At 56.6% G+C, this 25,589-nt stretch carries 23 protein-coding genes and 1 pseudogene; 10 read left to right on the plus strand and 14 right to left on the minus strand.

Translation table 11 applies throughout. The features are described from left to right. The first annotated feature begins 39 nt into the window (after positions 1 to 39). Complete coding sequence (locus GWG54_RS15555; protein WP_167938644.1) at positions 40 to 1,275, plus strand: FAD-dependent monooxygenase; 1,236 nt, start codon at positions 40 to 42, stop codon at positions 1,273 to 1,275. A 147-nt stretch (positions 1,276 to 1,422) separates the two neighbouring features. Here the strand turns inward: GWG54_RS15555 and GWG54_RS15560 are convergent, their stop codons facing one another. From GWG54_RS15560 to GWG54_RS15570, 3 genes are all read right to left on the minus strand, one after another. After that, on the minus strand, positions 1,423 to 1,746 hold the full coding sequence (locus tag GWG54_RS15560; protein ID WP_167938645.1) for a hypothetical protein: 324 nt from the start codon (positions 1,744 to 1,746) through the stop codon (positions 1,423 to 1,425). An 86-nt stretch (positions 1,747 to 1,832) separates the two neighbouring features. Then, positions 1,833 to 2,018 (minus strand): hypothetical protein, encoded by a 186-nt coding sequence (locus tag GWG54_RS15565; RefSeq protein WP_008422435.1) that lies wholly within the window; start codon positions 2,016 to 2,018, stop codon positions 1,833 to 1,835. Between the two features lie 92 nt (positions 2,019 to 2,110). Further along, complete coding sequence (locus GWG54_RS15570) at positions 2,111 to 3,190, minus strand: cupin domain-containing protein (protein WP_167938646.1); 1,080 nt, start codon at positions 3,188 to 3,190, stop codon at positions 2,111 to 2,113. 182 nt (positions 3,191 to 3,372) lie between these two features. Here GWG54_RS15570 and GWG54_RS15575 point away from each other — a divergent pair, with 182 nt between their 5' ends. After that, on the plus strand, positions 3,373 to 4,248 hold the full coding sequence (locus tag GWG54_RS15575) for a fumarylacetoacetate hydrolase family protein (RefSeq protein WP_167938647.1): 876 nt from the start codon (positions 3,373 to 3,375) through the stop codon (positions 4,246 to 4,248). A gap of 158 nt (positions 4,249 to 4,406) precedes the next feature. Here GWG54_RS15575 and GWG54_RS15580 read toward each other — a convergent pair whose 3' ends face one another. Both GWG54_RS15580 and GWG54_RS20925 read right to left on the minus strand, forming a co-directional pair. After that, a complete protein-coding gene (locus GWG54_RS15580) occupies positions 4,407 to 5,954 on the minus strand; it encodes a class I adenylate-forming enzyme family protein (protein ID WP_167938648.1) in 1,548 nt (515 codons plus the stop codon). Positions 5,955 to 6,257: 303 nt separating this feature from the next. After that, complete coding sequence (locus GWG54_RS20925; RefSeq protein WP_245242830.1) at positions 6,258 to 6,683, minus strand: IclR family transcriptional regulator; 426 nt, start codon at positions 6,681 to 6,683, stop codon at positions 6,258 to 6,260. Positions 6,684 to 6,698: 15 nt separating this feature from the next. Here GWG54_RS20925 and GWG54_RS20930 point away from each other — a divergent pair, with 15 nt between their 5' ends. Continuing rightward, on the plus strand, positions 6,699 to 6,905 hold the full coding sequence (locus GWG54_RS20930) for a hypothetical protein (protein WP_245242831.1): 207 nt from the start codon (positions 6,699 to 6,701) through the stop codon (positions 6,903 to 6,905). On the opposite strand, the pseudogene GWG54_RS20935 reads toward GWG54_RS20930, so the two are convergent. Continuing rightward, positions 6,903 to 7,025, minus strand: a pseudogene (locus tag GWG54_RS20935) (IclR family transcriptional regulator); the annotation flags it as partial. The gene GWG54_RS20930 and the pseudogene GWG54_RS20935 sit on opposite strands and share 3 nt — an antisense overlap. 382 nt (positions 7,026 to 7,407) lie before the next feature. After that, positions 7,408 to 7,800 (minus strand): universal stress protein, encoded by a 393-nt coding sequence (locus tag GWG54_RS15590; protein WP_167938650.1) that lies wholly within the window; start codon positions 7,798 to 7,800, stop codon positions 7,408 to 7,410. 183 nt (positions 7,801 to 7,983) lie between these two features. Here GWG54_RS15590 and GWG54_RS15595 point away from each other — a divergent pair, with 183 nt between their 5' ends. Further along, positions 7,984 to 9,486: an aldehyde dehydrogenase family protein gene (locus tag GWG54_RS15595; protein ID WP_167938651.1), complete on the plus strand. Its 1,503-nt coding sequence runs from the start codon at positions 7,984 to 7,986 to the stop codon at positions 9,484 to 9,486. 644 nt (positions 9,487 to 10,130) lie between these two features. Here GWG54_RS15595 and GWG54_RS15600 read toward each other — a convergent pair. Then, positions 10,131 to 10,622 carry a VOC family protein gene (locus GWG54_RS15600; protein WP_167938652.1) on the minus strand — a complete coding sequence of 164 codons (492 nt, stop codon included), beginning with the start codon at positions 10,620 to 10,622 and terminating at the stop codon, positions 10,131 to 10,133. Positions 10,623 to 10,751: 129 nt separating this feature from the next. Continuing rightward, positions 10,752 to 12,344: a long-chain-fatty-acid--CoA ligase gene (locus GWG54_RS15605; protein WP_167938653.1), complete on the minus strand. Its 1,593-nt coding sequence runs from the start codon at positions 12,342 to 12,344 to the stop codon at positions 10,752 to 10,754. A 182-nt stretch (positions 12,345 to 12,526) separates the two neighbouring features. On the opposite strand from GWG54_RS15605, the gene GWG54_RS15610 reads away from it, so the two are divergent. Continuing rightward, positions 12,527 to 13,396 (plus strand): SDR family NAD(P)-dependent oxidoreductase, encoded by an 870-nt coding sequence (locus GWG54_RS15610; protein WP_167938654.1) that lies wholly within the window; start codon positions 12,527 to 12,529, stop codon positions 13,394 to 13,396. Positions 13,397 to 13,579: 183 nt separating this feature from the next. Here GWG54_RS15610 and GWG54_RS15615 read toward each other — a convergent pair whose 3' ends face one another. From GWG54_RS15615 to GWG54_RS15630, 4 genes are all read right to left on the minus strand, one after another. Next, the gene (locus GWG54_RS15615) at positions 13,580 to 15,229 is read right to left on the minus strand and encodes a sodium:solute symporter (protein WP_245242828.1); all 1,650 of its coding nucleotides are present in this window, start codon (positions 15,227 to 15,229) and stop codon (positions 13,580 to 13,582) included. Between the two features lie 2 nt (positions 15,230 to 15,231). Next, on the minus strand, positions 15,232 to 15,399 hold the full coding sequence (locus GWG54_RS15620) for a hypothetical protein (protein ID WP_167938656.1): 168 nt from the start codon (positions 15,397 to 15,399) through the stop codon (positions 15,232 to 15,234). 219 nt (positions 15,400 to 15,618) lie between these two features. Next, the gene (locus GWG54_RS15625; RefSeq protein WP_209438479.1) at positions 15,619 to 17,262 is read right to left on the minus strand and encodes a long-chain fatty acid--CoA ligase; all 1,644 of its coding nucleotides are present in this window, start codon (positions 17,260 to 17,262) and stop codon (positions 15,619 to 15,621) included. Positions 17,263 to 17,344: 82 nt separating this feature from the next. Next, on the minus strand, positions 17,345 to 18,487 hold the full coding sequence (locus GWG54_RS15630; RefSeq protein WP_167938658.1) for an acyl-CoA dehydrogenase family protein: 1,143 nt from the start codon (positions 18,485 to 18,487) through the stop codon (positions 17,345 to 17,347). A gap of 508 nt (positions 18,488 to 18,995) precedes the next feature. Between GWG54_RS15630 and GWG54_RS15635 the strand changes: the two genes are divergently transcribed. Beyond that, positions 18,996 to 20,450, plus strand: coding sequence for a YjiH family protein (locus GWG54_RS15635; RefSeq protein ID WP_167938659.1), 1,455 nt, complete (start codon positions 18,996 to 18,998; stop codon positions 20,448 to 20,450). 78 nt (positions 20,451 to 20,528) lie between these two features. On the opposite strand, the gene GWG54_RS15640 is transcribed toward GWG54_RS15635, so the two are convergent. After that, positions 20,529 to 21,278: an IclR family transcriptional regulator gene (locus tag GWG54_RS15640; RefSeq protein WP_209438480.1), complete on the minus strand. Its 750-nt coding sequence runs from the start codon at positions 21,276 to 21,278 to the stop codon at positions 20,529 to 20,531. 419 nt (positions 21,279 to 21,697) lie between these two features. Between GWG54_RS15640 and GWG54_RS15645 the strand changes: the two genes are divergently transcribed. The 4 genes from GWG54_RS15645 to GWG54_RS15660 form a co-directional block, all read left to right on the plus strand. Continuing rightward, entirely contained in the window at positions 21,698 to 23,647 is a 1,950-nt protein-coding gene (locus tag GWG54_RS15645; RefSeq protein ID WP_167938660.1) for a 3-hydroxyacyl-CoA dehydrogenase/enoyl-CoA hydratase family protein, read from the plus strand. Position 23,648: 1 nt separating this feature from the next. Continuing rightward, positions 23,649 to 24,839, plus strand: coding sequence for a beta-ketoacyl synthase N-terminal-like domain-containing protein (locus GWG54_RS15650; RefSeq protein ID WP_167938661.1), 1,191 nt, complete (start codon positions 23,649 to 23,651; stop codon positions 24,837 to 24,839). After that, on the plus strand, positions 24,836 to 25,333 hold the full coding sequence (locus tag GWG54_RS15655) for a Zn-ribbon domain-containing OB-fold protein (RefSeq protein WP_167938662.1): 498 nt from the start codon (positions 24,836 to 24,838) through the stop codon (positions 25,331 to 25,333). The genes GWG54_RS15650 and GWG54_RS15655 overlap by 4 nt, the downstream gene beginning before the upstream one ends. Then, positions 25,330 to 25,589, plus strand: a 260-nt coding sequence (locus GWG54_RS15660) for an electron transfer flavoprotein subunit beta/FixA family protein (protein ID WP_394352931.1), incomplete at its 3' end; no start/stop codon positions are given. The genes GWG54_RS15655 and GWG54_RS15660, both read left to right, overlap by 4 nt.

The following is a 25,589-nucleotide window of genomic DNA, read 5'->3' on the forward strand; positions in this document are numbered from 1 at the left end:
CCACAACTACTATCACACCGCGTTGCGTCACTGCTCAGCATGAGCGGTGAAACGACCGATGTGCCAGTGCTGGTTGCAGGTGCTGGACCAGTCGGTATGACTGCTGCGCTCGCATTGCACGCACGCGGAATCGAGACAGCGATCCTCGAGGCCGAATCCGAGGACCGAGATCGATCCGGGAGCCGTGCGATCTACGTACACGGCACGACGCTTCGGACTCTCGAGCGAATCCACCCAGGACTGGGAACCGACCTCGTCGATGAAGGACTCGTCTGGCCGACGCGGCGGACGCTGTTCCGCGGCAAGGAGGTCTTCAATCGGACGTACGATTCGGCCGGCGGTTCCGGTGACATCCCGCACTTTACCAGCGTTCCGCAGGTGGTGACCGAACGGTACATGCACGAGGCACTGGACGAAGTCGGGATCGATATCCACTGGGAGTCCGAGGTCGTTTCGGTGGATTCCTCGTCCGAGGGCGTTCGCGTCGAGACGGCCGACGATCAAGAGTGGCGGGCGGAGTACTTGATCGGGGCCGACGGCGGCGGTTCGACCGTCCGCAAAGAGATCGGGTCGAACTTCGAAGGCGACCAGTCCGAGAACGCCTTCATCATCGCCGATATCGAGGACGAAGAGATCGAGGACGGGCATCCGGATCTCGAGCGAATGTTCCACTACGACGCTCCGGAGACTGACGGTCGGAACGTGCTGCTCGTTCCCTTCACCGGTGGCTGGCGTCTGGACATTCAGTGTATCGAGGGCGATGACCCCGAGGAACTCGGTAGTGAGGAGCAGATGCGGGAGTTCGTCCGCGACATCATGGGCGAGGAATACACGGACGGTCTGAAGTGGATCTCGACCTACCACTTCCTGCAAGTAATGGCGGACTCGTTCGTCGACGATCAGCGCCGCGTGCTGCTGGCCGGCGAGGCCGCACACCTGCTGGCCCCCTTCGGTGCTCGCGGAATGAACTCCGGCGTCGCCGATGCCGACGAAGCCGCCTCAGCTATTGCCGTGGCACTGAATGCGCGCACCGACGCAGTCGCACGCGACGAAGTCGAACTCTACGCGGCACGTCGTGAGAAGGCGGCCGAATACAACCTCGGAGCGGCCGGTCAGGCCCTCGAGTACCTCCAGGGCGACGATCCGGTGACGGTGCTTCGGAAGGAAGTGGCCGCCGAGATGTCTGACTTCTTCGAGACTGCCGGCGAGTGGCTCGATGACGCGCCGTACGGACCCCACGGCTCGCCGCCGATCGTCTCGACCGGCAACTACTGAGCGACGATCGGTATCGGCTTCTTTTCCCCGAAGAGGATTGAATCGACACTTGGTTACGGCGTAACGAGGCGCTCAAGTGTAGGATCGACACGATTCGAGCGAGTTCTCACGACAAGATATCGATCGGAGACGTGAACCCCAACCTCCTCAGAACAGATCAAGCCGCTTGGCGACCCAGTGATCGCGGGCGGCCAGCACGAACGACTCTTCGTTTTCGAACTCAGTCGTCTCGACGACAAACTCGTTCCACTCGCCGTGAGGAACCGTCTCAAGCGCCGCTGCGGAGTCAGCCTCGCTGGGGCTGGCCGCCACTAGTTCGTCGAACGACTCGAAGTCGGTCCGCTCCCGAACGAACGCGTCGTCGAACACGTCCTCGACGGGAATCTCCTCGTCTTCGTCGTATACCTCGTCGGCGTTCGGAAGGTCCTCTCGCTTCGCTGCGGCGTCTTCGATGCTCGTCTCGAGTACCATACTGACAGTTAATTCCCCGGCCTATGTAAATCCATTCCATTCGCCGACGGCAATCGGTGACATCACGAACGTTAGGGCGTGATGTTTCACTCTGCGGGCCGCTCGATGGTGGCGTCGAAGACTCGCTCCGACCGGAAGACGCTCCGGCAATCCTCACAGACCATTTGGCCCTGAATCGCGTACTCCCAGAGCTTCCCGCCGCAATCCAGACAGTCAAAGTGTGCTCGGACGAACGGATCCTCATCGACGTACGGATTGTCGAACTCTGCCATACAGAAACAGTGTCGATTGATCCATAAGAGTATTACCCATTCACGACTCTCTCGATCCCGCGCGAGAAGAGAGACGGGTTATTAGAAACGAGTCACTCGTCGACTGCAGCCTCGGCGTAGAAGTTCATCGACTCGAGGATTGGGCGATCGGTCATTCCCAATAGAATCGCTTCGTCATCGGGTTCGTGGTGGTGCGGTGCGTCCGGCGGCACGACGAAAATGTCCCACTGTCCCCACTCCAGAGCTTCGCCGTCAACGTGGGTCGCGCCCTCGCCCTCAATAACGAAGTAGACCTCCGTGGAGTTGTGGAAGTGGGGGTCCGTCGGTCCGTCGTTGAGTAACTGTGCCCGGAACGACATGGTCGGAAACAGCGGCGGTTCCGCCGTGGCCGGGTTAACGTACGCGAGGCTGTACCCATCGTGGGGATCGGGGTCGTCGTTGTCGGCGCGTTGGTGGAGCGACTCTAGCATTTCGTCCCAACCGAAGCGATACGGTGGTGTCGGTTCCTTGGTCCCCTCGAACGGACCGGGGATGGAACCGTCGCTCTTCTCGCTCTCGGGGCGACCGCGTCCGTACTGGGAGTCCCAGTACCCCTGTGTCTTCGTGACCGGCTGGCGCTCGAGTTCGTGGTTCTCGAAAACGTGCGTGTTGTTCAGCGTGTCGAGGAATAGCGGGAGATCGAGGACATCGAGCCACGCAGCTGTTTCGTTGGAGTCGTTAACGTGGTCGTGCCACTCCCACTGTGGTGTCGTGACGAGGTCGTTATCCTTCATCGGGAACTCCTCGCCTGCAACGACCGTCTTCATGTCCTCGTGGCCGTCGATGGTAAACCGGAGGGCGCTGGCGGCGTGGCGGTGGGCGGGGGCAGTCTCGCCCGGCGAAACCGTCTGCACGCCGACGTAGATCGTATTCGAGATCGCGTGTTCGGCGTTGATCGGAACTGCGACTCGTCGCTGGAACCCCGGCGGCAAGTCGGTGATCGGCACGTCCGCCTCGACACCGTCGATAGCGGCCTGGATGTCCTCCCACTTCCAGATGTCCGGTTCGAGGTCGTCGAGGAGATGTCCCATTTCGTCTTCGACTTCCCAGAGCGGACGCAGGTTGTGCTTCTCGAGGGTGCTCCGAGTGTCGGAACTGAGCTCTAGGAGCTCCTCTGGCTCTTCTTGTGCCATGGATAGGTGTTTGTCGAACGATCCCATAAGTGTGTTGGAGGTGCGCGTTCGACGTGCTATGCGGGACGGAACAATCGCAAGTTCGTTCGGCGTGTAGGGTTACATCGAAATCCAATTATCGATCGCCATCGTCCTCAACGGAGAAAGGATGATTTATGTGGACGGCTGGCAGTGCACCTACTGTGCAACTCATTAGATTCAACGACGATCGGCTTGGACTGCTGACCGACAGCGGCATCGTCGACGTCACGGACCGACTCGGCCTCGAGACGAACGACCCGCTCAAGGAGTACGCCCGCAAGGATCTCGACGCGAGCGAATACGAGGGTGAATCTCCCGACTACGACCGAGGGGAAGTCACCATCGAATCGCCTGTTCGTCGCCCCGGGAAGGTGATCGCGGCGCCGCTGAACTACGAAAACCACGTCGAGGAGGCGCTGGCCGACAAGGACATCGTCACCGAGGAGTGGTTTACGATCGAGGATAAGGGTTATTTCCTCAAGGCACCCTCGAGCGTCGCCGGACCGGAGGACGGCATCGAACTGCCCTTTACCGACCGCCGCGTCGACCACGAGATCGAGCTCGGATTCGTCATGGGCGAAGACGTAAAGGACGTCGACGCCGACGACGTCTGGGACGCGATCCTGGGTTACACGATCCTGCTGGACGTCTCCGTCCGCGGCGATCAGGACCGCTCGAACCGGAAATCCTACGACACGTTCACGATCATCGGTCCCTGCGTCGCGACGCCGGACGAGATCGACGACCCCCACGATCTCGAGATGGAACTCCAGCTCAACGGCGAGACCAAACAGCAGCAGAATACCGGTGGCATGATCTACAGCTGCGCCGATATCGTCGAGTACGCCTCGATCGGCGCCACCATCGAGGCCGGCGACGTTATCACGACCGGGACGCCGGAGGGCGTCAGTGCGATCGAGGGCGGCGACACCATCGACGCTGAGATCGAGAGCGTCGGTTCGATGACCGTCGAAGTTACCGAACGCGATCTCGCCTTTGAGGACGTCGACGTCCAGAAGAGTCAGAAAGACGAGTAACGCCGTCGATCGATCGACCCTTTTTTCGGCGCTTCGTAGGGGAGTCCCGACCGTCGTCACCGAAGAGAACCACGCGGTATCGAACTCCTTTGTCGTTCCGCAGCGTGATGCCGAGTAATCTGTTGCTATGACTATGAAATCGGTTCTCCGGAACCGGTTTACTCGTCGAAGAACTCGGTGTGGATCGAGTCCCGTTCGATCGTTCCCGTTTCGGTTCGTGGGAGCGGTTCGTCAGCTATCTCGTACTCGCGTGGACGCTTGAAGTCGGCCAATTCGTCGTGTTTCTTACAAAACCGATCGAGATCGTCGATCTCGCACTCTGTCGATCCGTCGGCGTACACGACACAGGTCACACGATGGCCCCAGCGTTCGTCTTCGCGCCCGACAACGACGGCTTCCTCGATCAGATCGTGAGATTCGACGATATCCTCGACTTCCTCAGGGTACACGTTCTCGCCGCCGGTAACTATCATGTTGTCCACGCGCCCGGTGATATACAGGCAACCGTCCTCGTCGAGTTCGGCGCAGTCGCCCGTCCGAAGCCAGCCGTCGACCAGAAGCCTATCAGTCTCCTCGGGACTGTCCATGTAACCGTTGCTCATGCCGGGACTACGAGCGAGGATCTCCCCCGTCTCTCCCGGGCCGACGATTGCGGACGGGTCGGGATCCTCCTCCGGGCCAACCGCTTCCACGACTCGGAGCTCCCAGGTGAACGACTCCCTCCCGATGGTTCCCGGGTGCTCCTCCTGGAGCGACGGATGAGCGAACGTCAGGTTCGGACCGCCCTCCGTCAATCCGTAAGTGTTGTAGACACCGTCGGACAACTGCTCGGAGGTCTTTTCGATCAATCGTTCCGTGACTATCGAACCGCCGGTTCGGATGTACGAGAGGCTGTCGACGTCGTACTCCTCGTCTTCTTGGGTATCCGCGAGCGCATGCAACTGCGTCGGCACCGCGAGTAGCCCCGTCACGCCATATTTCTGGATGAGCCGCAGGGATTCGGTAGGATCGAATTCGGATTGAACGACGAGGGTGGCACCCGCCTGCAAGTGAGGAAGCATCCACGCGTCAGTCGTCACCATATGGTACCACGGCGTCGTCACGAGTGCCGTATCCGTCTCCTCGATCCCCATCTCCATGATCACCTGAGTGCTGCCGTACCACAGCTGTTCCTGATCGAACGACACCGCTTTCGGCGTGTTCGTCGTTCCGCTCGTGTAGAGGATGCCGTGTTCGCAGTCCGGATGCGGGTCGATATCGTCCGTCGACGCGTCCGCGATTACCTCTTCGTAGTGCTCGACATTGTCGCGATCGATGGACTTCTTGCCATCATGAATCGCCATCTCGATCTCCGAACGATCGAGCACCGAAAGCGCCTTTTCAGCGTTCGCGTCATCGAAGACGAGAAGAGACGCTTCCGTTGGCTCAAGCATCGACGCGAGCGTTCCAGAACTCTCCCGGAAGGGAAGCTGGACGTTCCCGAGCCCTCGCTTTTGGCTCGCGAGCATCACCTCGATCGCGATCGGACTCGTCAGCGCGAGCGTCGCGACTCGTTCGTTCGGGATCCGAACATCTAACGCGTTTGCGAGCCGAGTCGTCCGTTCGTCCAGATCGCCATACGTCAGGGACTGCTCGCCGTCGACGACAAGCGCCGTCTTCGACGAGTGACATTGAACGGACCGCTCGAATGCGTCTGTGAGATTCATTGGTCGGTTCGTTATGTGTTACCCCCGGTATAGAGTGTATTAATGATTATGGACCGCCAGTGAGAGCACGACCGACGGCTCGAGCCGGACCCTGCTACGGGCGGAAAACGATTTTCTCCCTCGGAAACTGTATCGATCGTCGGGTCTGTCCGTGACGAAGTGCTGTTCGGACGGCTTCTCGTACGCTATTAGCGCCTCGCTACGGCGAACGTAACGCGTCTCAAGGTAGATGCGAGTAGCGGCGGTCTGCATCGTGCCGACGCCTCCGTTCGCCGCGCTCCCGGTCGTCGGCATCCGACCGCCCTACCCGTACACCAAGTGGAGTTCGATGTCGTCGACGGCCTCGAGCAGCGGCTCGCGGAGTTCACGTGCCAGCCTATCCTTCGTGAGTCGATTCGCCGCCCCGGCGATCGTGACGGCAGCCACTGGTCGTCCATCGCTGATAATCGGTGCTGCGATCGCATGCAGCCCTCGAAGATCCTCCCTGAAGTTCATCGCATACCCCCGTTCCCGGATAGTCGCTAACTCGTCGAACAGCGCTTCTCGTTCGACGATCGTGTTCTCGGTATGAGCCGGAAGACCGTGGTGTTCGAGGATGTCCCGTACCTCCATTTCCGGAAGGTGAGCTAGAATCGCCTTCCCGCCCGAGTTCGAGTGAAGGTTGACCCACGTGCCGATCGTCGAATCGAACGAGAACGACTCGTTCTGTGGAACGCCGTACGCGAACATTCCCAACCCGTTCTCGTGAACGAGGAACCAGGTCGTTTCACCCGTCTCGTACGCCAATCTGTCAACGCGCTCCTTCGCCGCGTGATAGGCGTCGTACTGGTTCCGAACGTGAACGCCGACGTTGAAAAACTGAAGGCCGAGTCGGTACTGGCCGCCCTCGTTGACGACGTATCGGTGCTGCTCGAGGCTGACCAGGTGTTTGTGTACCGTGCTCTTGGCTAGATCGAGTTGCTGAGCGAGTTCCGTTACGCCGGCGCTCTCGAGTGATTTGAGACATTCGATGATAGCGAATAAGGTTTCATCTGACTTGATAGATCGTCCATCTCGTTCGGGTTTTCCCATAGGTATTCTACTGAACTTCCCTTATATAACCTCTTCGTAATATTGCTAATGTGTGTGGTGGGGAACAGCTACGATGTGTTCGCTATAAGGAAACAAGTTCCTCAGTCATGCTTTCACTCCAGAATACGGAATGCTACCACGTCTTTAGCTCCTCTTTAGGGACATCACTATCTCTATCTCACTCCAAATTACACCAATACTGTTGTAAATTTCTCCAGTACAACGGCTAACACACACCACCAGCTGTTTCACATGAGCGAACAAGTGTTGAGGGAAGAACGAAAGACCCGTTCTCGACTCTAGGATAGCACATCTGATTCGGAGTTCAAAGGGACGACAAAGGGGGAGTAAGATTATCGTCAGTGAAAAAGATGACTTCTCGTCAGTTGTCCGTACTTAGCAGGACTGTTCGACCCGATTTCAGGACAACGTCTTGTGTTACGCTACCGAAAAGTACCTTTCCAGTCGGCGAACGTTTTCGGCCGGCGAGACTGATGACATCGGCGTCTATCTCCGTTGCTCTGTCCAGAATGTTCCGCGTTGCGTCGCCGCTCGACTGAGAGACCGTGACACTAAATCCCGCTTTCTCGAGCAGTTCGTTCGCCGTGGCTACCGAGTTGAGGTTTCCGGCGTCCGCATCCTCGTCACTCGCTCGGAAGACGTGATAGAGTTCGATTTCGACTTCGTCCGTTTGCAGCGGTAACTCGACGATTGAGTTGGCCTGTTTCCTGGCTCGCTCGACATCCGTATCGACACAAACGAGTACGTTCGTCATACTAGTGATTCTGCCCTCCACCACTGTATTTCTTCCGACCAGATAAATGGGGACCTCTCTCGTCGCCACAAGCCGGTTCTCCGTACAAGATACATCACTAAGCGATGAATCGAGAGATTACGGTTGTTAGACCTCGACACCAGTATTCCAAAGGTTAATTATCTATACGTCAAACGTACACACATGGCTCAGCAAAGTCAGTCACCGTACGGCATCGAGGGGAAGTGGGATCAACTCTACATCGACGGCGAATGGACCGATTCCGCCAGCGACGAGACGATTGCCGTCGAGAATCCGTCGACGCGCGAAACGATTACGCACGTTCCGTCGGGTATCGACGCCGACGTGGACGAAGCCTACGAAGCAGCGGCTGACGCGCAAAACAAGTGGGCGGCGACCCCGCCCGCTCGCCGAGAGGAACTCGTCCGAGAGTTGCTGGACGCCTTCGAGGATCACAGCGAAGAGATTGCGGACCTGCTGACGGTCGAAGCGGGAGGCTCGACCGTCATGGCGAATACCTCGCTTCATCTCGCCGAGGACCAACTCGCCGAAGCCGCGACGCTTCCACGGCGGATGAAAGGCGAGCACGTTCGTTCGAACGTTCCCGACAAAGAGAATATCGTCGAACGGGATCCGAAGGGCGTTGTCACGGTAATCTCGCCGTGGAATTTCCCCCTAAACCTCTCGATGCGTGCGGTCGCACCCGCAGTAGCTGCCGGTAATACTGTCGTGCTCAAGCCATCGACGAACACGCCCGTCGTCGGGGGCTTGCTCTTCGCTCGGCTGTTCGAGGAGGCCGGCTTCCCTGACGGCGTTCTCAACGTCGTTACCGGCCGCGGCTCCGAAATCGGCGACAGAGTCGCCAGTCACCCTGAAAGCGATGTCGTCTCCTTCACCGGATCGACACCGGTTGGCCGACGAGTCGCCTCCAAGGCCGGCGAAAATCTCGCTGTCGCCGCCATGGAACTGGGCGGTAACAACGTCCACATTGTTACGGACGAGGCCGACCTCGAGACAGCGATCGATGCGGCGACCTTCGGTAGCTTCGTCCATCAGGGTCAGGTCTGTATTTCGATCAACCGACATCTCGTCCATGAGGACGTCTACGACGAGTACGTCGACCGACTCACCGAACGTGCGGAGGCGTTGCCCGTCGGACCGGCTCACGATCCCGATACGATCGTCGGACCGATCATCGACGAATCGCAGCGCGAGGAGATGCTCGAGTACGTCGACGAGACGCTCGACGCCGGTGCGACCCTCGAAACCGGCGGTGAGACGGTTCCGATCGACGGTGTCGACGACTCGCTGGTTGTCGCGCCGACGGTACTCTCGGACGTCACCAACGACATGTCCGCCGCCTGCTTCGAGCACTTCGGTCCGATTGCACCCGTCATTCCTTTCTCGGACATCGACGAAGCCGTCGAGTTGGCGAACAGTACCGAATACGGGCTCTCGGGATCGGTCCACGCTGGCGATCTCGGCATCGGAAAAGCCATCGCCGAGCGTCTGGAGACGGGCATGGTTCACGTGAACGATCAACCGATCAACGACGAGGCGCACGTTCCCTTCGGCGGCACCGGTGCTTCCGGTATGGGCGGATACAACAGTGAGGACTTCCTCGAAGAAGTCACCGAGAAAAAGTGGATTTCGCTCCAGCACGAGCCCCGCGAGTACCCGTTCTAGGGATCGTCTTCCGTTCGAAACAGCGACGGTTCTCGCTGAACGCGGCGTTGCGCGCTCTCACGGGACGGTCTGATATCGGTATACCGGTCGATCGCTAGCGCACCAGACTCGCCGTCGCCTGTGAGAGTGAAATTTGCTATCAGAACGCTTCACATGCTGTGCCCGGCGAAACTGCACCGATCGCGGTTGCGTCAACCGCGATCGGAGCAATCGGCAATTGTTCTTGCTCGTCTACTGCAACGCTACTAAGGGGACGATGATTTTCGATATCGCATCAATCGATCGACATGGGGCCGGTCAACAACCACGTTGGCGTATCGATTACTTGAGAGATTGTCTTGCCGATTAGTTGTGTAGTGTCGCTCTTTCTGTACGAATCGGCCAATCGGGACAACACTGGAGCTCGAAATCTCATTGAAAGAGTGGTTTCGTACTTTTAGTATGTACGTCGAACGCTTCCGCAGTTTACGGGAGTTAACCGGTGAGCGCGTATCGTTATATTGTGTAGAAAATACAATATAAATGATCGTCTGATAGACGAGTGTCAGCCGAATCGATGGTGAAATAGTAGTGTATCGAATCTTTCTCAACCGATCTGCATATATATGATTATTAAAATACAACAGCACGGATGGCTGCCCTATCTAACTCGACTCATTCCACTCTCCGCCTACTCGATGACCGCTCACGTACAGGGATTCGGGTTCCATTCCTTGACTCTCGGGATAATCGTCGGAATACTCCATCAGTTGGAATAGCGTTCCAGTAGACGTTCGTGGAGAAACGAACACTTCCGTCCACTCATTATACTCCTGATAGTCGACGACAGGGAAATCGTTCACCTCCAGCGTCTCGATGACTGCATCGATATCCGCGACCTCGAGCGTCACGTGATGAAGCCCCGGCCCGTGTTCAGCGAGATACGCCGTGAGAAACGTCTCGTCGGCAACGGGTTCGATAAGCTCAATTCGAGATCCGTCTCCGAGTGCGTAGTAAACCCAATGAAATCGATCCTCAACGGTGTCTTCCGTAATCTTTTCACAGCCGAGAGCGAGAAGCAGAGGTTCAGCGTCGCTCACGGATTCGACGGCGATACCCACGTGATCAACACGGATCGGTGTATCGTGAGAGGACATGGCAACGCAGAGTCGAACCTATCGGGTGAAATAGCTACCGCCTCCGCCCCACACCCGTTACAATCGATCCGAACGCGAGACACTAGACGATGACCAACTGGTTTCCGGCTAGCTCGTCAGTGGATCGATTCAGTTCACGTTTGCTTCTTCGTTTCCCCAGTACTCGTCGCGAAGTTCGAACTTCTGAATTTTACCTGTCGACGTCTGTGGAAGTTCATCACGGAATTCCACACTCGTCGGACACTTGTAGTGCGCGAGTCGTTCACGGGTAAATTCAATGAGATCGTTTTCCGTAAGATCCGAACCGTCTTGCGTAACGACGAGAGCTTTCGGGGTCTCACCCCACTTTTTATGCGGAACGCCGATGACCGCTGCGAGCCTGATATCTGGGTGTTCGTAGATAACATCCTGTACTTCGATTGTCGAAATGTTTTCTCCACCCGAGATGATGATATCTTTCTTCCGATCGACGATAGAGATCATCTTGTTCTCGTCCATCGTTGCGATGTCACCAGTGTGAAACCACCCTTCGACGCGGTCGTTGAACACCTCTTCGGTCATAGCCGGTTTGTTCCAATACCGGTCGAGTACCTGGTTCCCCTGCACGATGACTTCTCCCTTCGTTTGATCGTCTAACGGAACGTCGTTCCCGTCTCGATCGACGACGCGGATTTCCGTGTTCAGCGTAGCGAATCCCGGTTTATTGATGATATCGTACTTGTCGCCGTTTTGCATTCGTCGCCTCGAATTACTCGTCGCGACAAGCGGTCCCGTCTCCGTGGAACCGTACGCGTGAATAATACGCCAACCGAGTTCTTCCTCTGTCAGTCGAATCGTTCGCTTCGGCGGCGGACTCGCGGCCGTTTCAACACGAACCGGATTCTCACCACTGGTCCGAATGTCGTGATTTTCGTTGTGCTCTAGCAGTAGGTTGAGTACTGTCGGCGCACCACCCATAAACGAAACGTCGTACTCGTTGATGCGCTCAAACACAGTTGCGGGGTCGAAGTCCCGGACGACGACGTGTTTGCCGCCGATGCCGGTGAGACCGTAGATGTGCCCCCAGCCGTTGAGGTGAAACATCGGTGAGGTCCACAGTAAGACGTCGTCGTCCTCGAATTCCACGTGGTGGGAGTGGACCATCGCGTGATAGTGTTGACTCCGGTGGGTGTGAACGACGCCTTTCGGATCACCTGTGGTTCCGGACGTGTAGAGAATCGTCGCGTCGTCGTCTTCCGAGATATCGGGGCGCTCCGGTGACTCGGACGGCGCCTCCTCGAGAACGCGCTCGTAATCGTCCCACTGACCATCAACCTCGTCGGCATCGTATGCGATCCACTCGCCGGTATCGTTGTCGCCTCTCAGGTGTGCCACTTTTTCCGCATGTTGGTCATCTGTTATAAACACGGTCGGATCGCAGTCGTCGACAAGATAGTCGTACTCTTCCGGCTGAAGTCGGAAGTTTAGCGGAACGAACACTGCTCCGAGTTGCATCGTCGCGTATAGCGTTTCGATAAAGTAGTGCGAATTCTTCGAAAGAAGTGCAACGCGGCTTCCCTTTTCGACTCCCCTCTCGCGAAGTGCGTTCGATAACCTGTCAACCCGATCACCGACTTCGTTGTACGTGAATTCCGTTCCGTCGTCGGCGACGATACCGACGTCATCGCCGAATAGATTGACTGCGCGGTCCAGGAAGTCCGTAGTGAGTAGGGGCTGCTTCATGGTTGTAAGCGTACGACGCCACGCTATCTGAACGTGGTATGATCTACCATCACTCACATAGTATTTCAGTTTTTCGACTTTGAACCGGTTCCATACAGTCCGTATCGCGAGACCGTTCTGGTGGACTGTATAGCCGTGAATCGATCAATTTTATGATCGTAGAGGGTGATCGAACACCATAGATGAGCGAACTTCTCGATGGAAAGGTCTGTATCGTCGCCGGTGGTGGCGGTGATCTCGGACGGGCCACGGCACTCGAACTTGCGACAAACGGAGCGACGGTCGTCGTAACTGACCTGGGGACATCCCTCGAGGGAGAGGGCGAAGCCGAGGAACCTGCCGCAGCGACCGCCAAGCGGATCGAGGCTGACGGCGGCAGGGCTATGGCGCACTTCGGCGACATAACCAGCCTCGAATACACGGAAACTCTCGTCGAAGACGTACTCCAGGAGTACGGGCGGATCGATGGTGCGGTGAACTATGCCGGTATTCTGCGCGATACATATCTCACGGACATGTCCGGCGACGAGTGGGACGACGTTATCCACGTCCACCTTCGCGGCCACTTCTCGCTCCTCCGAAACCTCGCTCGACACTGGCGGCAACGTGACCGAGAGGCCGAACACGGACTTTCCACGGAACGATCGTTCGTTAGTGTAACGAGTCCATCGGCGCTCGGAAACGTCGGTCAGGCGAACTACAGTGCGGCAAAGGCCGGCGTCCTCGGACTTACACGAACGGCGGCGCAAGAGCTATCGCAGTCGAACGTCCGGGTAAACGCACTGCTGCCGATTGCATACACGCGAATGACCGAAGATATTCTCGAGGACGAATCGAAATCGCCGGAAAAAGTCGCCCCCGTCGTCGCTGCGCTCATGAGCGATGACGCAGCCGGCATTACGGGACGGACGATTCGTGCGGTCGGCGATTCTATTAGTGTTGTCTCAGATCCGGAGATCAAGCGAACCGCGATAACTGAGGATGGATGGACAACGGAACGTCTCACATCGACGTTTCGAAACGCGTTAGATCTCGGTAACAGCTCTAATTAACCCGAATCCAGTTTGGCAGCGCTCTCACTCGAGTAGTTCAGGTCAAATGTGTTCGTAAATTTAGGATGTTACGTTTGGGATCGTTATCCAACTCGATACAACTCTCCTCAAACGGTGTCTCCATCGGTGAAGATTAAGTTACATTCTGATTAGAAACTGTTCTGATTAAAGGGTAAACAGCGGTCAATCGGCCGATTGGGATTCCTCGCCCCCGTCGGTAACGGTAGTGTTATGACCTTCCTGTGGCGTCGGGCCAGGGATGGCACCTTTGACCCTCCCCATGTCAATTATCGCTCGAATCTCCTCGTCTTCAAGGTCGTCGTATTCTGCGGTACTCGTAAAGTACGACACGACGAAGAACACGATGAACCCGATGAGATTCCCTAACTGGCCGGCAAGGAGATCCATACCAAGCGGGAAACTAAGGCCGAAGTATTCAGCGGCGTACGCCAGGATGATTGTGGCTATCAGTCCGATAGAACCACCCCAGAGGACCCCTTCCTTGGTCGCGCCTTTCCAGTTGTAAGCGACGGCGACAGCCGGGAACAGGACGGCAGCGAAGATCGCCCACCCGGCAGCGCCGAGCACGAAGACCAGACCCGGGAACGACCCTGCGAGCACAGCTGCGCCGGCCAAGATTGCGACTGTCGTAATACGGCTGTAACGAACCTGTTGCTTGTCGCTGAGGTCATATCCCATGTACTCTTGGAGGGTATCGTGGACGACGGCTGACGCACCGATGTTTAGAAACGCATTGCTCGTCGACATAATCGCCGCAATAATCGCAGTAAGCACGAGCGCCGTAACGACCGGTGGTGCATACTCGACCATTGCCAGCGGGAGCGTCGTGTCCGGATTGGGAATTTCGCCGCCGAATTGGCCCTGCAAGACAGCGGCCCGCATTACTGGACCAGTCCACCAGTACAGTGAGGTCATGAGGTACGCGATAGCGGAGATGGCCGCACCCCACTTTAAGATGGCTGTCCGACGGACCATGTAGAATTTCGTCGTAGCCTGAGGCAGTCCAGGGGCCGTGACACAAAGCAACACGAACAGCAGAATGAATCCGAGTGGGAGGGATCCAGCTTCACCAAGACTCGTGAAGTTGAAATATTGCGGCGCATCTGACTGCAGGGTGGAGATTGTATTGTCTATGCCGCCGTTTCCGGTGTACATGTAGTATGCGGTAAGCACACCACCAAGCACCATGATTACGGCCTGAATCGCGTCAGACCACAGCGCTGCGAGAATGCCACCGACGGCGGTGTAGAACCCGACGACAATGAGCCCTAGAACGAGCGACTCTAGGAATCCAACGGGGAGGACGAGCGCTCCGATGAGTCCCAGCGCTCCATACTGGGCGGCGAGATATCCCACACAGCCCAGGAAAACACTAATCGAGCCCAGCAGGCGGACGTTGTCGTCCTCACCGAACCGGTAATACATAGCGTCTGGCATCGTGATAGCGTCCTTGTACGCGCCCAATGTCCGCATCTTTCGACCGAGCATCCAGTATGCGAAGAAAATCGCGGCACCGTTGAGAACACTTAGGAACGCGATAAATTCAAATCCAAGCGTATACGATTGGCCAGAGAACCCGATAATTCCCCACCCACTCTGAATTGATGCGAAGATCGAAAGCGCGATGACGAGGAGACCGGACCGTCGACCGCCCGCGAAGTAGTCCTCCTCGTTAGACTGGTATCGACCGGCGAGAATTCCGATCACGATCATCGATACGGCAAAAACTGCGATGAATATAATGGCTATGTCACTGCTATATGCGACGTCAAGTTCACCGCCCCACGTTTGGAGCGGGAGTAGCCAGGACATGGTCATGACCCTCCCTCAACGTCTGTTGGAGTCGTCACCTCGGTTTCAGATCCAGACTTTGCGTCCTCAGTACTGAGCGATCCCTCAAAATTTAGCCCGAACCAGATGGTCCCCGTAAATAGGATCAGGTTGCCGATCACAATGAAGGCGACTGCGTGTACAAATGCCATTATATTCCCTCCCTGTATACAGTGGATCTATCGCTTATACTTTGAACTGTTGCGTTACTGGCTCGCAAACACATATTGCAAGTATTTTACCTAAGTGTATATAAATCATTCTATTACTATTATTAGTTGTGTTTGATCTTACTGTGAAGATTTGCGTTTAGGACCGGTAGTTGTATCGTCAGCAGACGATTGCTGAAGATTGATCGGTACTGTTCAGCGTCACTCCACCTGTCGGTCAACGGCCTCCATTTCGATCGGTAGTGATCCGTACTCGTCGTTAAATGCCGTTCGAAGCGATTGTTTGTCGTACTTGCCAGTCGACGTACGCGGAATACTATCCACGAACACGAACGCGTCCGGCAGCCACCATTTCGGAAACCGATCGAGGAGGTGGTTTCGAAGGTCTTCCTCAGCGGTGTTTCGAGTTGTTACCACGTAGGCAACCGGTCGTTCCTGCCAGCGTTCGTGGTCAACGCTGACAACCGTTGCTTCGACCACCGCCTCGTGAGCCATCAACTCGTTCTCAAGTTCTACCGAGGAGATCCACTCCCCTCCGCTCTTGATTACGTCGTCGAGGCGATCGACTACCTCGAGGTATCCGTACTCGTCGATCGTACCGATGTCGCCGGTTTTGAACCAGCCGTCGTCAGTAAACGACTCCTCGGTCGCCTCTGGCCGATCGTAGTACTCGTCGATAACCCACGGGCTTCGAGCCTGGATTTCGCCCGTCGACTCGCCGTCGTGAGGGACTGGCTCTCCGCTTCGATCACGAAGCCTGAGCTCCACGCCGGGCGTCGGCTGGCCGGGTTTCGTTCGGAGTTCGTACTGCTCTTCCGGTGAAAGTTCCTGAACCTCAGTCGTTACGAGCGTATTGACCAGATGCGGGGAGGCTTCGGTCATGCCGTACCCTTGAATGATCGGCGCGTCGAACTCTTCGTCGAACCGACGCATGATCGCCGGTGGCGGCGAACTTCCGCCCGTCAGAATCCGATCGAGCGTGCTGATATCGGCCTCCGGGTTCTCGTCGATATACGTCGCCATCTCCGTCCAGATCGTCGGTACCGCCGCGGCGATCGTTACTCTCTCATCTCGGATCATTCCCTCAATGTCTTCGAGGTCGGTATGCGTACCGGGAAGCACGAACGACGACCCGTAGAGGGTTCCACTGTACGGAAGACACCAGCCATTGACGTGGAACATCGGTACGACCGGGAGGATGACGTCCTCCTCGCAGATCCCGAAGCTATCCTTCGCACCGTAGGACATGCTCAACAGGTACAGGCCACGGTGGGAGTAACTTGCACCCTTGGGAACACCGGTCGTGCCGGAAGTGTAACAGATCCCGCATTCCGTTTCCTCGTCGAGATCGGGCCACTCGTACTCGGTCGAATGGTCACCGATAAACGATTCGTAATCTGTGACCGATGATAGCGACGTCTCGGGGACCTCGTCGTCGAGTACAACGTACTGTTCGACGGTATCGAGCTTAAAAGCGATCGACTCGATTGTCTCCAGAAATGCTGGGTCGACGAACAGCAGACGATCTTCGGCTTCGTTGATGATTTTGATCAGGTGTTCTTTGGGAAGCCGATGGTTCGTCATGTGAATGCTCCGTCCGCTGCAAGAGGGACCGTAATACAGCTCGTAATGGCGATAATGGTTCGCTGCCATCACTGCGACCCGTTCGCCCCTCTCGAGACCGTACTCGTCGAGGGCATGTGCCAGCTGACAGATACGCTCGTAAGCGTCGGCGTAAGTGTAGCGGTGGTAGCTACCGTCATCGAGTCTGGTGACGATTTCCTTGTGTCCGAACTGTTCGACTGCTCGCGTAAGTGTTTTCGTTAGCGTGAGATCGTAATCCATCATGGTCGTATTTGTGTGGCCATCTCTACCAGTATATAACTTTTGTTTAGCCAAAATATTCCAAGGATCGTCGAATATCGAACTAAAACAGCTCTCGAGCGATGATGTTCTTCTGCACTTCGGTCGTTCCCTCGTAGATCTGAGTGATCTTGGCGTCACGGTAGAACCGCTCGACGTCGAAGTCGTCTACGTAGCCCGCTCCACCGTGGATCTGGACGGCGTCGTCAGCGACGTCGACGGCCACGCGAGAGCCGTACTCTTTGGCCATCGAGGAGAACCGAGTGCCGTCGATATCGTCGTTATCGGCGGCCCAGGCGGCCTTATACGTGAGCTGACGCGCTGCCTCGATATTGGTATACATCTCCGCGAGCTTGTGCTGGATTGCCTGAAACTCGGAAATCGGGTGATCGAATTGCTCGCGTTCCTGGGCGTATTCACGTGCACGATCAGCGGCTCCCTTCGCGATGCCGACCCCCTGTGCCCCAACGGTCACACGTGTCTCGTCGAAGAACTGCATCTGTTGATAAAACCCTTCTCCGCGCGTTCCAACGAGATTCTCCTCGGGAACGCGAACGTTGTCGAGGATCAACTCCGCCGTCGGACTGGCACGAACGCCCATCTTCCCGCTGATCTTTTTAGCGTTGAATCCATCTCGGTAGGCCTCGACGATGAGCTGCGAGTATCCGCCATGACGGCTGTCGCTGTCAGGATCCGTTTCGCAGAGAACGACGAAGTAGTCGCCCACCGTCCCGTTCGTGATCCACATCTTGTTGCCGTTGATCACCCATTCGTCGCCGTCCTTTTCCGCATGCGTCGACAGCGACGTCACGTCGGAGCCGGCGTGAGGTTCGGAAATCGCCGCTCCCATCACCGCTTCACCCGACGTAATGGGAGGTAGATACCGCTCTTTCTGTTCTTCGGTCCCGAACTCGAGGATCGCTTCGCTCCCGAAATCCGCGGACGTAATACAGAGAGCGATTCCGGGATCGATCGCAAACAGTTCCTCTATCAGTAATGCCCGTTCGAGGATCGAGTACTCGGCACCTCCGTATTCGATCGGGAACGCCGAACCGAGAATCCCCATTTCGGCGGCTTTCTCCATGATCTCGTGGGGATATTTCTCTTCTCGGTCGTATTCACCTGCGACCGGTTCGATCTCGTTTTCACCGAATCGGCGGATCTCCTCAAGCATTGCCTGCTGTTCGGGCGATATCGCGAAGTCCATATCACACGATTATCGACCGTGTTACCTAAATTTACGGATTGCGCCAATCTAGACTCGGCTTGGCATAATTCCTGATTATCAGTGAGGCGATTTAGCCTATCTAATACGCAATACCGGTAAATTGGGACCGAGTATCGAATAGTTGGATCTGCTGCGGAATACAGTTGCGAACGGTAGTGTATAGATCCAAAATGGTTGGATTGCCTCTCAGTTCTGGCCAGCTTTTAACAGTAACTCTGGTTAGGGCGGCTACTAATTACAGGGGTACTGTTGTAATTGGAAGTGGTAGTATTTTTCATGACTTCTACTAACCAGCGGAGAAGACGAGCACCTCATCCAATAATCTTGGATAGTATTGAGAAGGTAAGTTCGAGAGCGGTAGCAATTGAATCACGGCTGCCGTATCTAATGCTGTATCCCATCGAATTTCCGTGTTCGATCTCGCTCAACGAACCGCTTACCAGACCATCCGAAACAATTATAGTGAGTTGTGTTCTCATGGCATAGTATGCTTCGTCAAGACTCCTGGCGTAGTGATGCAGAGACATGGGAAAGCGTTGATCCTGATGAAAGACGGATCGATGAGAGTTCCTTAACCGAAACCAAGGCACTCCCGTTCTTTCGGTTCGTCACGGTTTTTGTCGTCGGATTAGCGTTCTTCGTCCTTCCGGTCCCCTGGGAGAATACGGTTACAGTTCCGTTCGATATCTTTGTCGGTATTATCGAGGCCAACTTTACCCAGTACGTCCTGGGTATGGCCTGGCTGATGGTTCTCGGGTCGGCTGCGCTGACGACAATCACAGAGTTTCATTTCCGAGAGCTCTACTCGCTCGAAGAACGGACCGCGGAGCGGTTAAGTCTCGAACTCTGGGAGACGAATACCGCTTTCTGGGCGCTTCGGATCGTCGGTGCAGCGATTGCGACCGGGTACTTCTTCGATATCGGTCCGCCGCTGATTCTCGATCCCGATGTTGCTGGCGTCGTCTGGGGAACGCTGATCCTGAGTATCGTGATAATCATCCCGCTCGGGTCGGTCTTCGTCAATATGCTCATCGAGTGTGGCGCCCTGGAATTCGTCGGAACGTTGGCTCGCCCGATCATGCAACCGCTGTTCGGACTTCCCGGACGGTCGGCGCTCGACGGTGCCGCGTCGTGGGCGGGCTCGTTCGCGATCGGTTTCTACGTCACCCGCAAAGTGTTCGAACGCGGCGGCTACAATAAGCGAGAAGTCTTCATTATCTGTTCGTGTTTCGGGACGGGAAGCATCGGGACGATCGGTGTCTTCGCCGCTGCATTCGATCTGATTCACATCTTCCCGGTGATTCTACTCGCCTACCTCGTCGCGATTGTCGCCGCGGCGGTCGTTACGATCCGTATCCCGCCGCTCTCGCGCATCCCCGAAGAGTACATCACGGAACCGAACGTCGAACCGAACCTCACGGGGTCGGTCGGGGGCTACGTCCGACTCGCTATCAGCGAAGCGATGGAGGAGTCCAGGGGAACCTCGTCCGTTCGAGCGGGCTGGAAAGGGCTTATCGACGGGATCGTTTTGACTGCCACGATCACCGGTACCGTCGTCGCCGTCGGAACGCTAGTCCTCGTCTCGTATCACAACACGCAGCTATTCCAGATCATCTCTGCTCCGCTCGAGCCCGTTATTGCGGCGTTCGGTATTCCCGACGCGGATGTCGTCGCGTCGGCTCTTATCATCGGGTTCGCCGACATGTACGTCGGTGCGCTGACGGCGGTTGGACTCGCCCCGATGGCGAAGTTCTTCGTCATCCTCGTCGTGAGCGGACAGATCCTCTTCCTCGCTGCATCCGGCCCGATGATGATGGATATGTTCACGGACATTCCGGTCCGATTCCGCGACGTTGTTGCGATCTTCGTCACTCGAACTCTCGTCCTGATCCCGATCAGCGCCGTACTGACCCACGCGGTCAATCTCGTCGGACTACTCTGATCGAACGCCGTAACGAGCGAAATTTGGCCGACGGTTCGACCGATATTGGAGACGAAGGATAGTACCCGAATCCGATAGTTAGCTGCCGTACTGATACTTGATGGTGACCGTCTCGTTGGTCTCTCGGAGCTTGTTCAGCAGTTTCGCTCGATACGATTTGTCCTTTACTCGTTCCGTCGGGCACGCGATACTAATGCTACCCCGGACCTGATCGTCGACTACGATCGGAATCCCGATCGTTCCCATTCCCTCGATCTGCTGATCCCAGTCGACAGCATAGCCGTCCGACCGGACCGTCTCGAGTTCTTTGAGAAGCCTCTCTCTATCTGTTATCGTTTCGCTCGTGACCGGAGAGAGACCCTGTCTATCGATGATTTCGTTTACGCGATCAACGGAAAGCTGCGAGAGGATCGCTTTCCCTGCTGCGTGCGAGTAAAGCGGCGTAGTGAGTCCGGCGTACAGCCCTAGTTCGATCGACTTCTCTCCGGAGACGTTGTGAAGGAAAACACACTCGCCTTCTTCTTCGATGACGACCGTTGCGAGCTCTCCAGTCTCGTCAGCTAAGTCCTGAAGCGGTTGCTGTGAAACTTGATAGATCTTATTTCGGTGCTTGATCCGTGATCCCATCGAAAGAAACGCATGACTGAGTTCATAGGTGCCGGAAGCGTTTACGACGTAGCCCGTCGATTGGAGCGTCTGTAGGTAGACGTGAGCCGTACTCTGCGGGACGTCCATCTCGTTTGCGACCTCAGTCGGACCTGCGCCGTCGAGCTTCCACAAGACGTCTATCACGTCGAAGGCACGTCGAACGGATTTCATACCGGGCATAAAGTCACCTATACGGCTCCGTCTATTAAGCCGTTCGACCATGTTGGATAGAAACGGACAGAGCGAAAAGGACGCCCTATCCAGTCGGTCCCCGCGTCAGTAGGTGTTTTTCAGCTAAATTGGTCTCATTCAGTACGATATCCGACGTTCGATCCAGTTTCGAACTGGTTAATACCGGAACGGCACTCGCGATTGTCTCCGCTTCGACAGACCAAGCCGAACTGTGATCCTTCCGTCTCCGCCTCGGACAAATCACGGTCGTGTGACTGACACACTCGTAGCGCCTACTGCGATCCGTGAGCAGTTTTCGACACGGGCGTCTCCGCGAAGCGTCAGTTGGACCGTGGCTTTCGACCCGGTAATGTCAGCGCATACCGTATTCCAAAAATATATGTAATGGTGTAACAAATCGGCTCGTGATGGCGAACGAACTCATTAAACGAGTAGCAGTGCTCGGTGCCGGTAGCATGGGTCACGGGATCGCGGAGGTTGCCGCGCTCGGTGGCTACGACGTAACGTTACGGGACATCGAGGCGGAACTCGTTCAAGACGGTTACGAAAACATCGAGTGGAGCGTCGAGAAACTCGCAGAGAAGGGCCAAATCGACGAATCTGCCGAGACCGTCCTCGAGCGGATCGACACGACGACGGAACTTGCCGAGGCTGTCTCCGACGCGGACCTGGTCATCGAGGCTGTTCCCGAGCAGTTGGAGATCAAGGAGGACACGTTTTCATCGGTCGACAAACATGCGCCAGACCACGCGATTCTAGCGTCGAACACCTCGAGCCTCTCAATCTCAGAGATCGCATCAGCGACCGATCGACCCGATCAAGTTGTCGGCCTGCACTTTTTCAATCCACCGGTAAAGATGGACCTCGTCGAAGTCACTTACGGCGAGGCGACAACCGACGAGACGGCCGAACTCGCCTACGACTGGGCGGAATCGGTCGATAAGACGCCGATCTACGTTCGGAAAGACGTTCACGGTTTCGTTGTTAACACCGTTCTCGTGCCGTTTATGGAGGAAGCGGCGTGGATGCTCTCGAACGACGAGGTGACGACTCGCGAGACCGACGCAACGATGGTCTACGAGCGCGGATATCCGATGGGACCGTTCGAACTCAACGACTTCGGCGGGATCGATATTGCGTATCACTACCGCAATGAATCCGATCAACCCGTCTCTCCGGCTATCGAAAAGAAGGTTGAGAGCGACAACTTAGGAAAAAAGAGCGGCAAGGGTTTCTACGACTACGAAAACGGGGACGGGGTCAACTACGATCCGGAAGATATCAGCGACGTAGATACGCTTCGAATTGAAGCAGTAATGATCAATAAGGCGGCGTGGCTCGTCGGCAATGACGTCGCGACGCCCGAAGCGATCGATATTGGGCTTCGTCTCGGCGGGAACTTCCCCGAGGGGATGTGTCGACGTGGAGACCGTATCGGACTCGATAGCGTTCTCCAGAAACTCGAGAATCTGTATGCGGAGTACGGTGCCGAACGGTACGAGCCTGCTGACTATCTTGTCGAACTCGTTGAAGAGGGTTTCACCGGAGAGAACGCTGGTAAGGGCTTTTATGACTATCGGGTCGATCCACCCTATCATTACCTCGAGTGGGAAATCGACGACAACGGGGTGCTGGAGGTCACGCTCGACCGCCAGGAGCGCATGAATTCGATGTCGGAGGACATGTTCATGGAGATAGATCGACTCCTGAGCGACGTCGATACCGACGAGGTCTCCTGTGTCGTCTTCAGTGGGGCTGGACAGAAAGCGTTCAGTTCAGGCGCGGATATCACGGGCTTCACAGCAGGCGAACCGACCGACATCATGGATGTCGACGAAATGTTCACAACCGTCGCCGAGTTTGACCGGCCAACCGTCGCCAAGATCAACGGTTTCTGTCTCGGAGCGGGCCTCGAACTGGCGCTCGCTTGTGACATCCGAATCGCAACCGAAGACTCGCAGATCGGGACGCCGGAATCCAATCTCGGATTGATCCCCGGCGGTGGCGCGACTCAGCGTCTCGTCAGGCTCGTCGGCGAAGCGCGAACGAAGGAGATGGTCTTCCGCGGTCTGCAGTTCGACGCCACGCAGGCCGAGGAGTGGGGGATCCTCAATCACGCCGTTCCCGCCGATGAGTTCGAGGACACCGTTAACAGCGTCCTCTCCGATCTAGTATCGGGCCCGCCAATCGCACTCAAGGCCGCAAAGCGGGTCATCAACGACGGCCAGGAAGCCAGCCTCGACGCCGCCCTCACGATGGAGAAACAGGCATTCGCACTGCTGTCGACCACCGACGATATGTTCGAGGGCGTAACGGCGTTCCGCCAGAATCGCGAGCCACAATTCGAAGGTGAGTGAGATGACGCGAAACGTCGCAATCGTCGGTGGGGGACAGACTAACTGGGGCGACCGAAAGGCCACTTGGAAGGACCTGGCTCAGGAGGGTGGCAAAGCGACATTCGACGCTATCCCCGATGTCGGTCCCGAAGATATCGAGGGACTATTCGTCGGAGCCGTCCAGCCCGAGCGGTTCGCCAACCAGACGCACGTCGCGCCGATGGTGGCGGAACTACTCGGCATCGACGTCGACGAGATGATCGCCCGAACCGAACTGGCGTGTGCAAGCGGTCAAGCGGCGCTTCGGTACGCCTGGCTCGCAATCGCAGCCGGTCAGCTCGACGTCGCGCTTGTGTTGGGCGTCGAGAAAATGAACCTCGGCCGCGAACACATGCCTGAGGTTCAGTCCTCGATGGCGAACGTGCTCGACCGAGAGTTCGACGGAGTCAACGGACTGGCCGCTCCGCCGTTTTTCGCGTGGTATGCCCAGCGGCACATGCATGAGTATGGCACGACTCGCGAACAACTCTCACTGGTCGCCGCTAAGAATAAGACTAACGCCTCGAAAACGGAGTTCGCCCAGTTCCAGTCGGAAATCGATCCAGACGAGATTACCGATTCGCCAGAAATCGCCCCGCCGCTACATCTCTACGACTGCAGTGGGATCACCGACGGTGCGGCGGGCGTAATCCTGATGAGCGAAGAGAAAGCACGTGAGGTCACCGATACGGCCGCCTGGATCACCGGTAGCGGGCAATCCTCGATGGCAGGCAACTCGATCAACAACCTTCCGTCGTTCGATGGTTGGCCCCAAGCCCGCAAAGCCTCCCAGTCGGCGTACGATCAGGCCGGTATCGACGATCCGCTTGCCGAGATCGACGTCGCGGAGATTCACGACTGCTTCTCGATCAGCGAAATTATCGAGTACGAGGAACTGGGTTTCGCCGAGGAAGGCAAAGGGGGTCAGTTTATCGAAGACGGCCGCAGCTACATCGATGGTGATGTCGCGGTTAACCCTCGTGGCGGCCTGCTCGGCTGTGGTCACCCGCTAGGCGCGACAGGCGTTTCACAGGCACTGGAAATTACCCAGCAGTTCCAAGGTACCGTCGCGGATGATCGCCAGGTAGATAACCCGACGACCGGGCTTCTCCACAACTTGAGTGGAAGCGGGTCGGTCCACAGCGTAATGGTCTTAGACCGTGATCAACGATGACTGATACGACAGATTCCAATAGTGGTAAAAGAGAACGCATCTCGGTGCCCGAAGAGATCGAACTACCGCGACTGCTCGATTTCTACGATTTGCAGACCGAAGATCAGACACAGATACACGAATTCTACGGCAATCTCCAAGAGGGACAGTTAACAACGACACAGTGTTGTGACTGTGAGGAAATTCACTTTCCGCCTCGGATCGTCTGTCCGGAATGTACGGGTGATAATCTCGAGTACGTCGAACTCCCTCACGAAGGTGAACTATTCGCTTTCTCGGAAGTACGTGGCGGCCTGCCGCTAGGGCTGAGCGAGCACGACGTTCCGTACGTCGTCGCTGCCGTAGATTTAGGTCCAATAAAACTCTCAGCTCGGATTGACGACGCCAGCTACGGCGACCTCGAAATCGGCGACCCGGTTGAACTGAAAATCGTCGAAATCGATGGGCCAGCTGATCATAAGCGTTCCTTTTACCGATTTGTGCCACAAAGATGAAAATACTAGTCACAGTTAAAGAGGTCTCGACCGTCGAAAACGAGTTCGAGATCGAGGGAACGACGATCGCCGAGCAGTACCTCGGCACCGATCTCAACGAGTGGGACGACTACGCCGTCGAGGAGGCCGTCCAGCTCCAGGAAGGGGGCATTGCCGACGAAGTCGTCACGGTGACGATCGGTCCCGAGGACTGCGAGCAGACGATCCGGCAGGCCCTCGCCAAGGGCGCCGACCGCGCGATCCGCGTCTGGGACGA

It is taken from the genome of Natronococcus sp. JC468 (genome assembly GCF_012163165.1).
In the GTDB taxonomy this organism is placed as follows: Archaea; Halobacteriota; Halobacteria; order Halobacteriales; family Natrialbaceae; genus Natronococcus; species Natronococcus jeotgali.

Excerpts from the sequence above, each read along its gene's own strand:
- GWG54_RS15555 (WP_167938644.1), top strand. The coding sequence starts at position 40 with ATGAGCGGTGAAACGACCGATGTGCCAGTGCTGGTTGCAGGTGCTGGA.
- GWG54_RS15560 (WP_167938645.1), bottom strand. The coding sequence starts at position 1,746 with ATGGTACTCGAGACGAGCATCGAAGACGCCGCAGCGAAGCGAGAGGAC.
- GWG54_RS15565 (WP_008422435.1), bottom strand. The coding sequence starts at position 2,018 with ATGGCAGAGTTCGACAATCCGTACGTCGATGAGGATCCGTTCGTCCGA.
- GWG54_RS15570 (WP_167938646.1), bottom strand. The coding sequence starts at position 3,190 with ATGGCACAAGAAGAGCCAGAGGAGCTCCTAGAGCTCAGTTCCGACACT.
- GWG54_RS15580 (WP_167938648.1), bottom strand. The coding sequence starts at position 5,954 with ATGAATCTCACAGACGCATTCGAGCGGTCCGTTCAATGTCACTCGTCG.
- GWG54_RS20925 (WP_245242830.1), bottom strand. The coding sequence starts at position 6,683 with ATGTTCGCGTACGGCGTTCCACAGAACGAGTCGTTCTCGTTCGATTCG.
- GWG54_RS15590 (WP_167938650.1), bottom strand. The coding sequence starts at position 7,800 with ATGACGAACGTACTCGTTTGTGTCGATACGGATGTCGAGCGAGCCAGG.
- GWG54_RS15595 (WP_167938651.1), top strand. The coding sequence starts at position 7,984 with ATGGCTCAGCAAAGTCAGTCACCGTACGGCATCGAGGGGAAGTGGGAT.
- GWG54_RS15600 (WP_167938652.1), bottom strand. The coding sequence starts at position 10,622 with ATGTCCTCTCACGATACACCGATCCGTGTTGATCACGTGGGTATCGCC.
- GWG54_RS15605 (WP_167938653.1), bottom strand. The coding sequence starts at position 12,344 with ATGAAGCAGCCCCTACTCACTACGGACTTCCTGGACCGCGCAGTCAAT.
- GWG54_RS15610 (WP_167938654.1), top strand. The coding sequence starts at position 12,527 with ATGAGCGAACTTCTCGATGGAAAGGTCTGTATCGTCGCCGGTGGTGGC.
- GWG54_RS15615 (WP_245242828.1), bottom strand. The coding sequence starts at position 15,229 with ATGTCCTGGCTACTCCCGCTCCAAACGTGGGGCGGTGAACTTGACGTC.
- GWG54_RS15620 (WP_167938656.1), bottom strand. The coding sequence starts at position 15,399 with ATGGCATTTGTACACGCAGTCGCCTTCATTGTGATCGGCAACCTGATC.
- GWG54_RS15625 (WP_209438479.1), bottom strand. The coding sequence starts at position 17,262 with ATGGATTACGATCTCACGCTAACGAAAACACTTACGCGAGCAGTCGAA.
- GWG54_RS15630 (WP_167938658.1), bottom strand. The coding sequence starts at position 18,487 with ATGGACTTCGCGATATCGCCCGAACAGCAGGCAATGCTTGAGGAGATC.
- GWG54_RS15635 (WP_167938659.1), top strand. The coding sequence starts at position 18,996 with ATGCTTCGTCAAGACTCCTGGCGTAGTGATGCAGAGACATGGGAAAGC.
- GWG54_RS15640 (WP_209438480.1), bottom strand. The coding sequence starts at position 21,278 with ATGCCCGGTATGAAATCCGTTCGACGTGCCTTCGACGTGATAGACGTC.
- GWG54_RS15645 (WP_167938660.1), top strand. The coding sequence starts at position 21,698 with ATGGCGAACGAACTCATTAAACGAGTAGCAGTGCTCGGTGCCGGTAGC.
- GWG54_RS15650 (WP_167938661.1), top strand. The coding sequence starts at position 23,649 with ATGACGCGAAACGTCGCAATCGTCGGTGGGGGACAGACTAACTGGGGC.
- GWG54_RS15655 (WP_167938662.1), top strand. The coding sequence starts at position 24,836 with ATGACTGATACGACAGATTCCAATAGTGGTAAAAGAGAACGCATCTCG.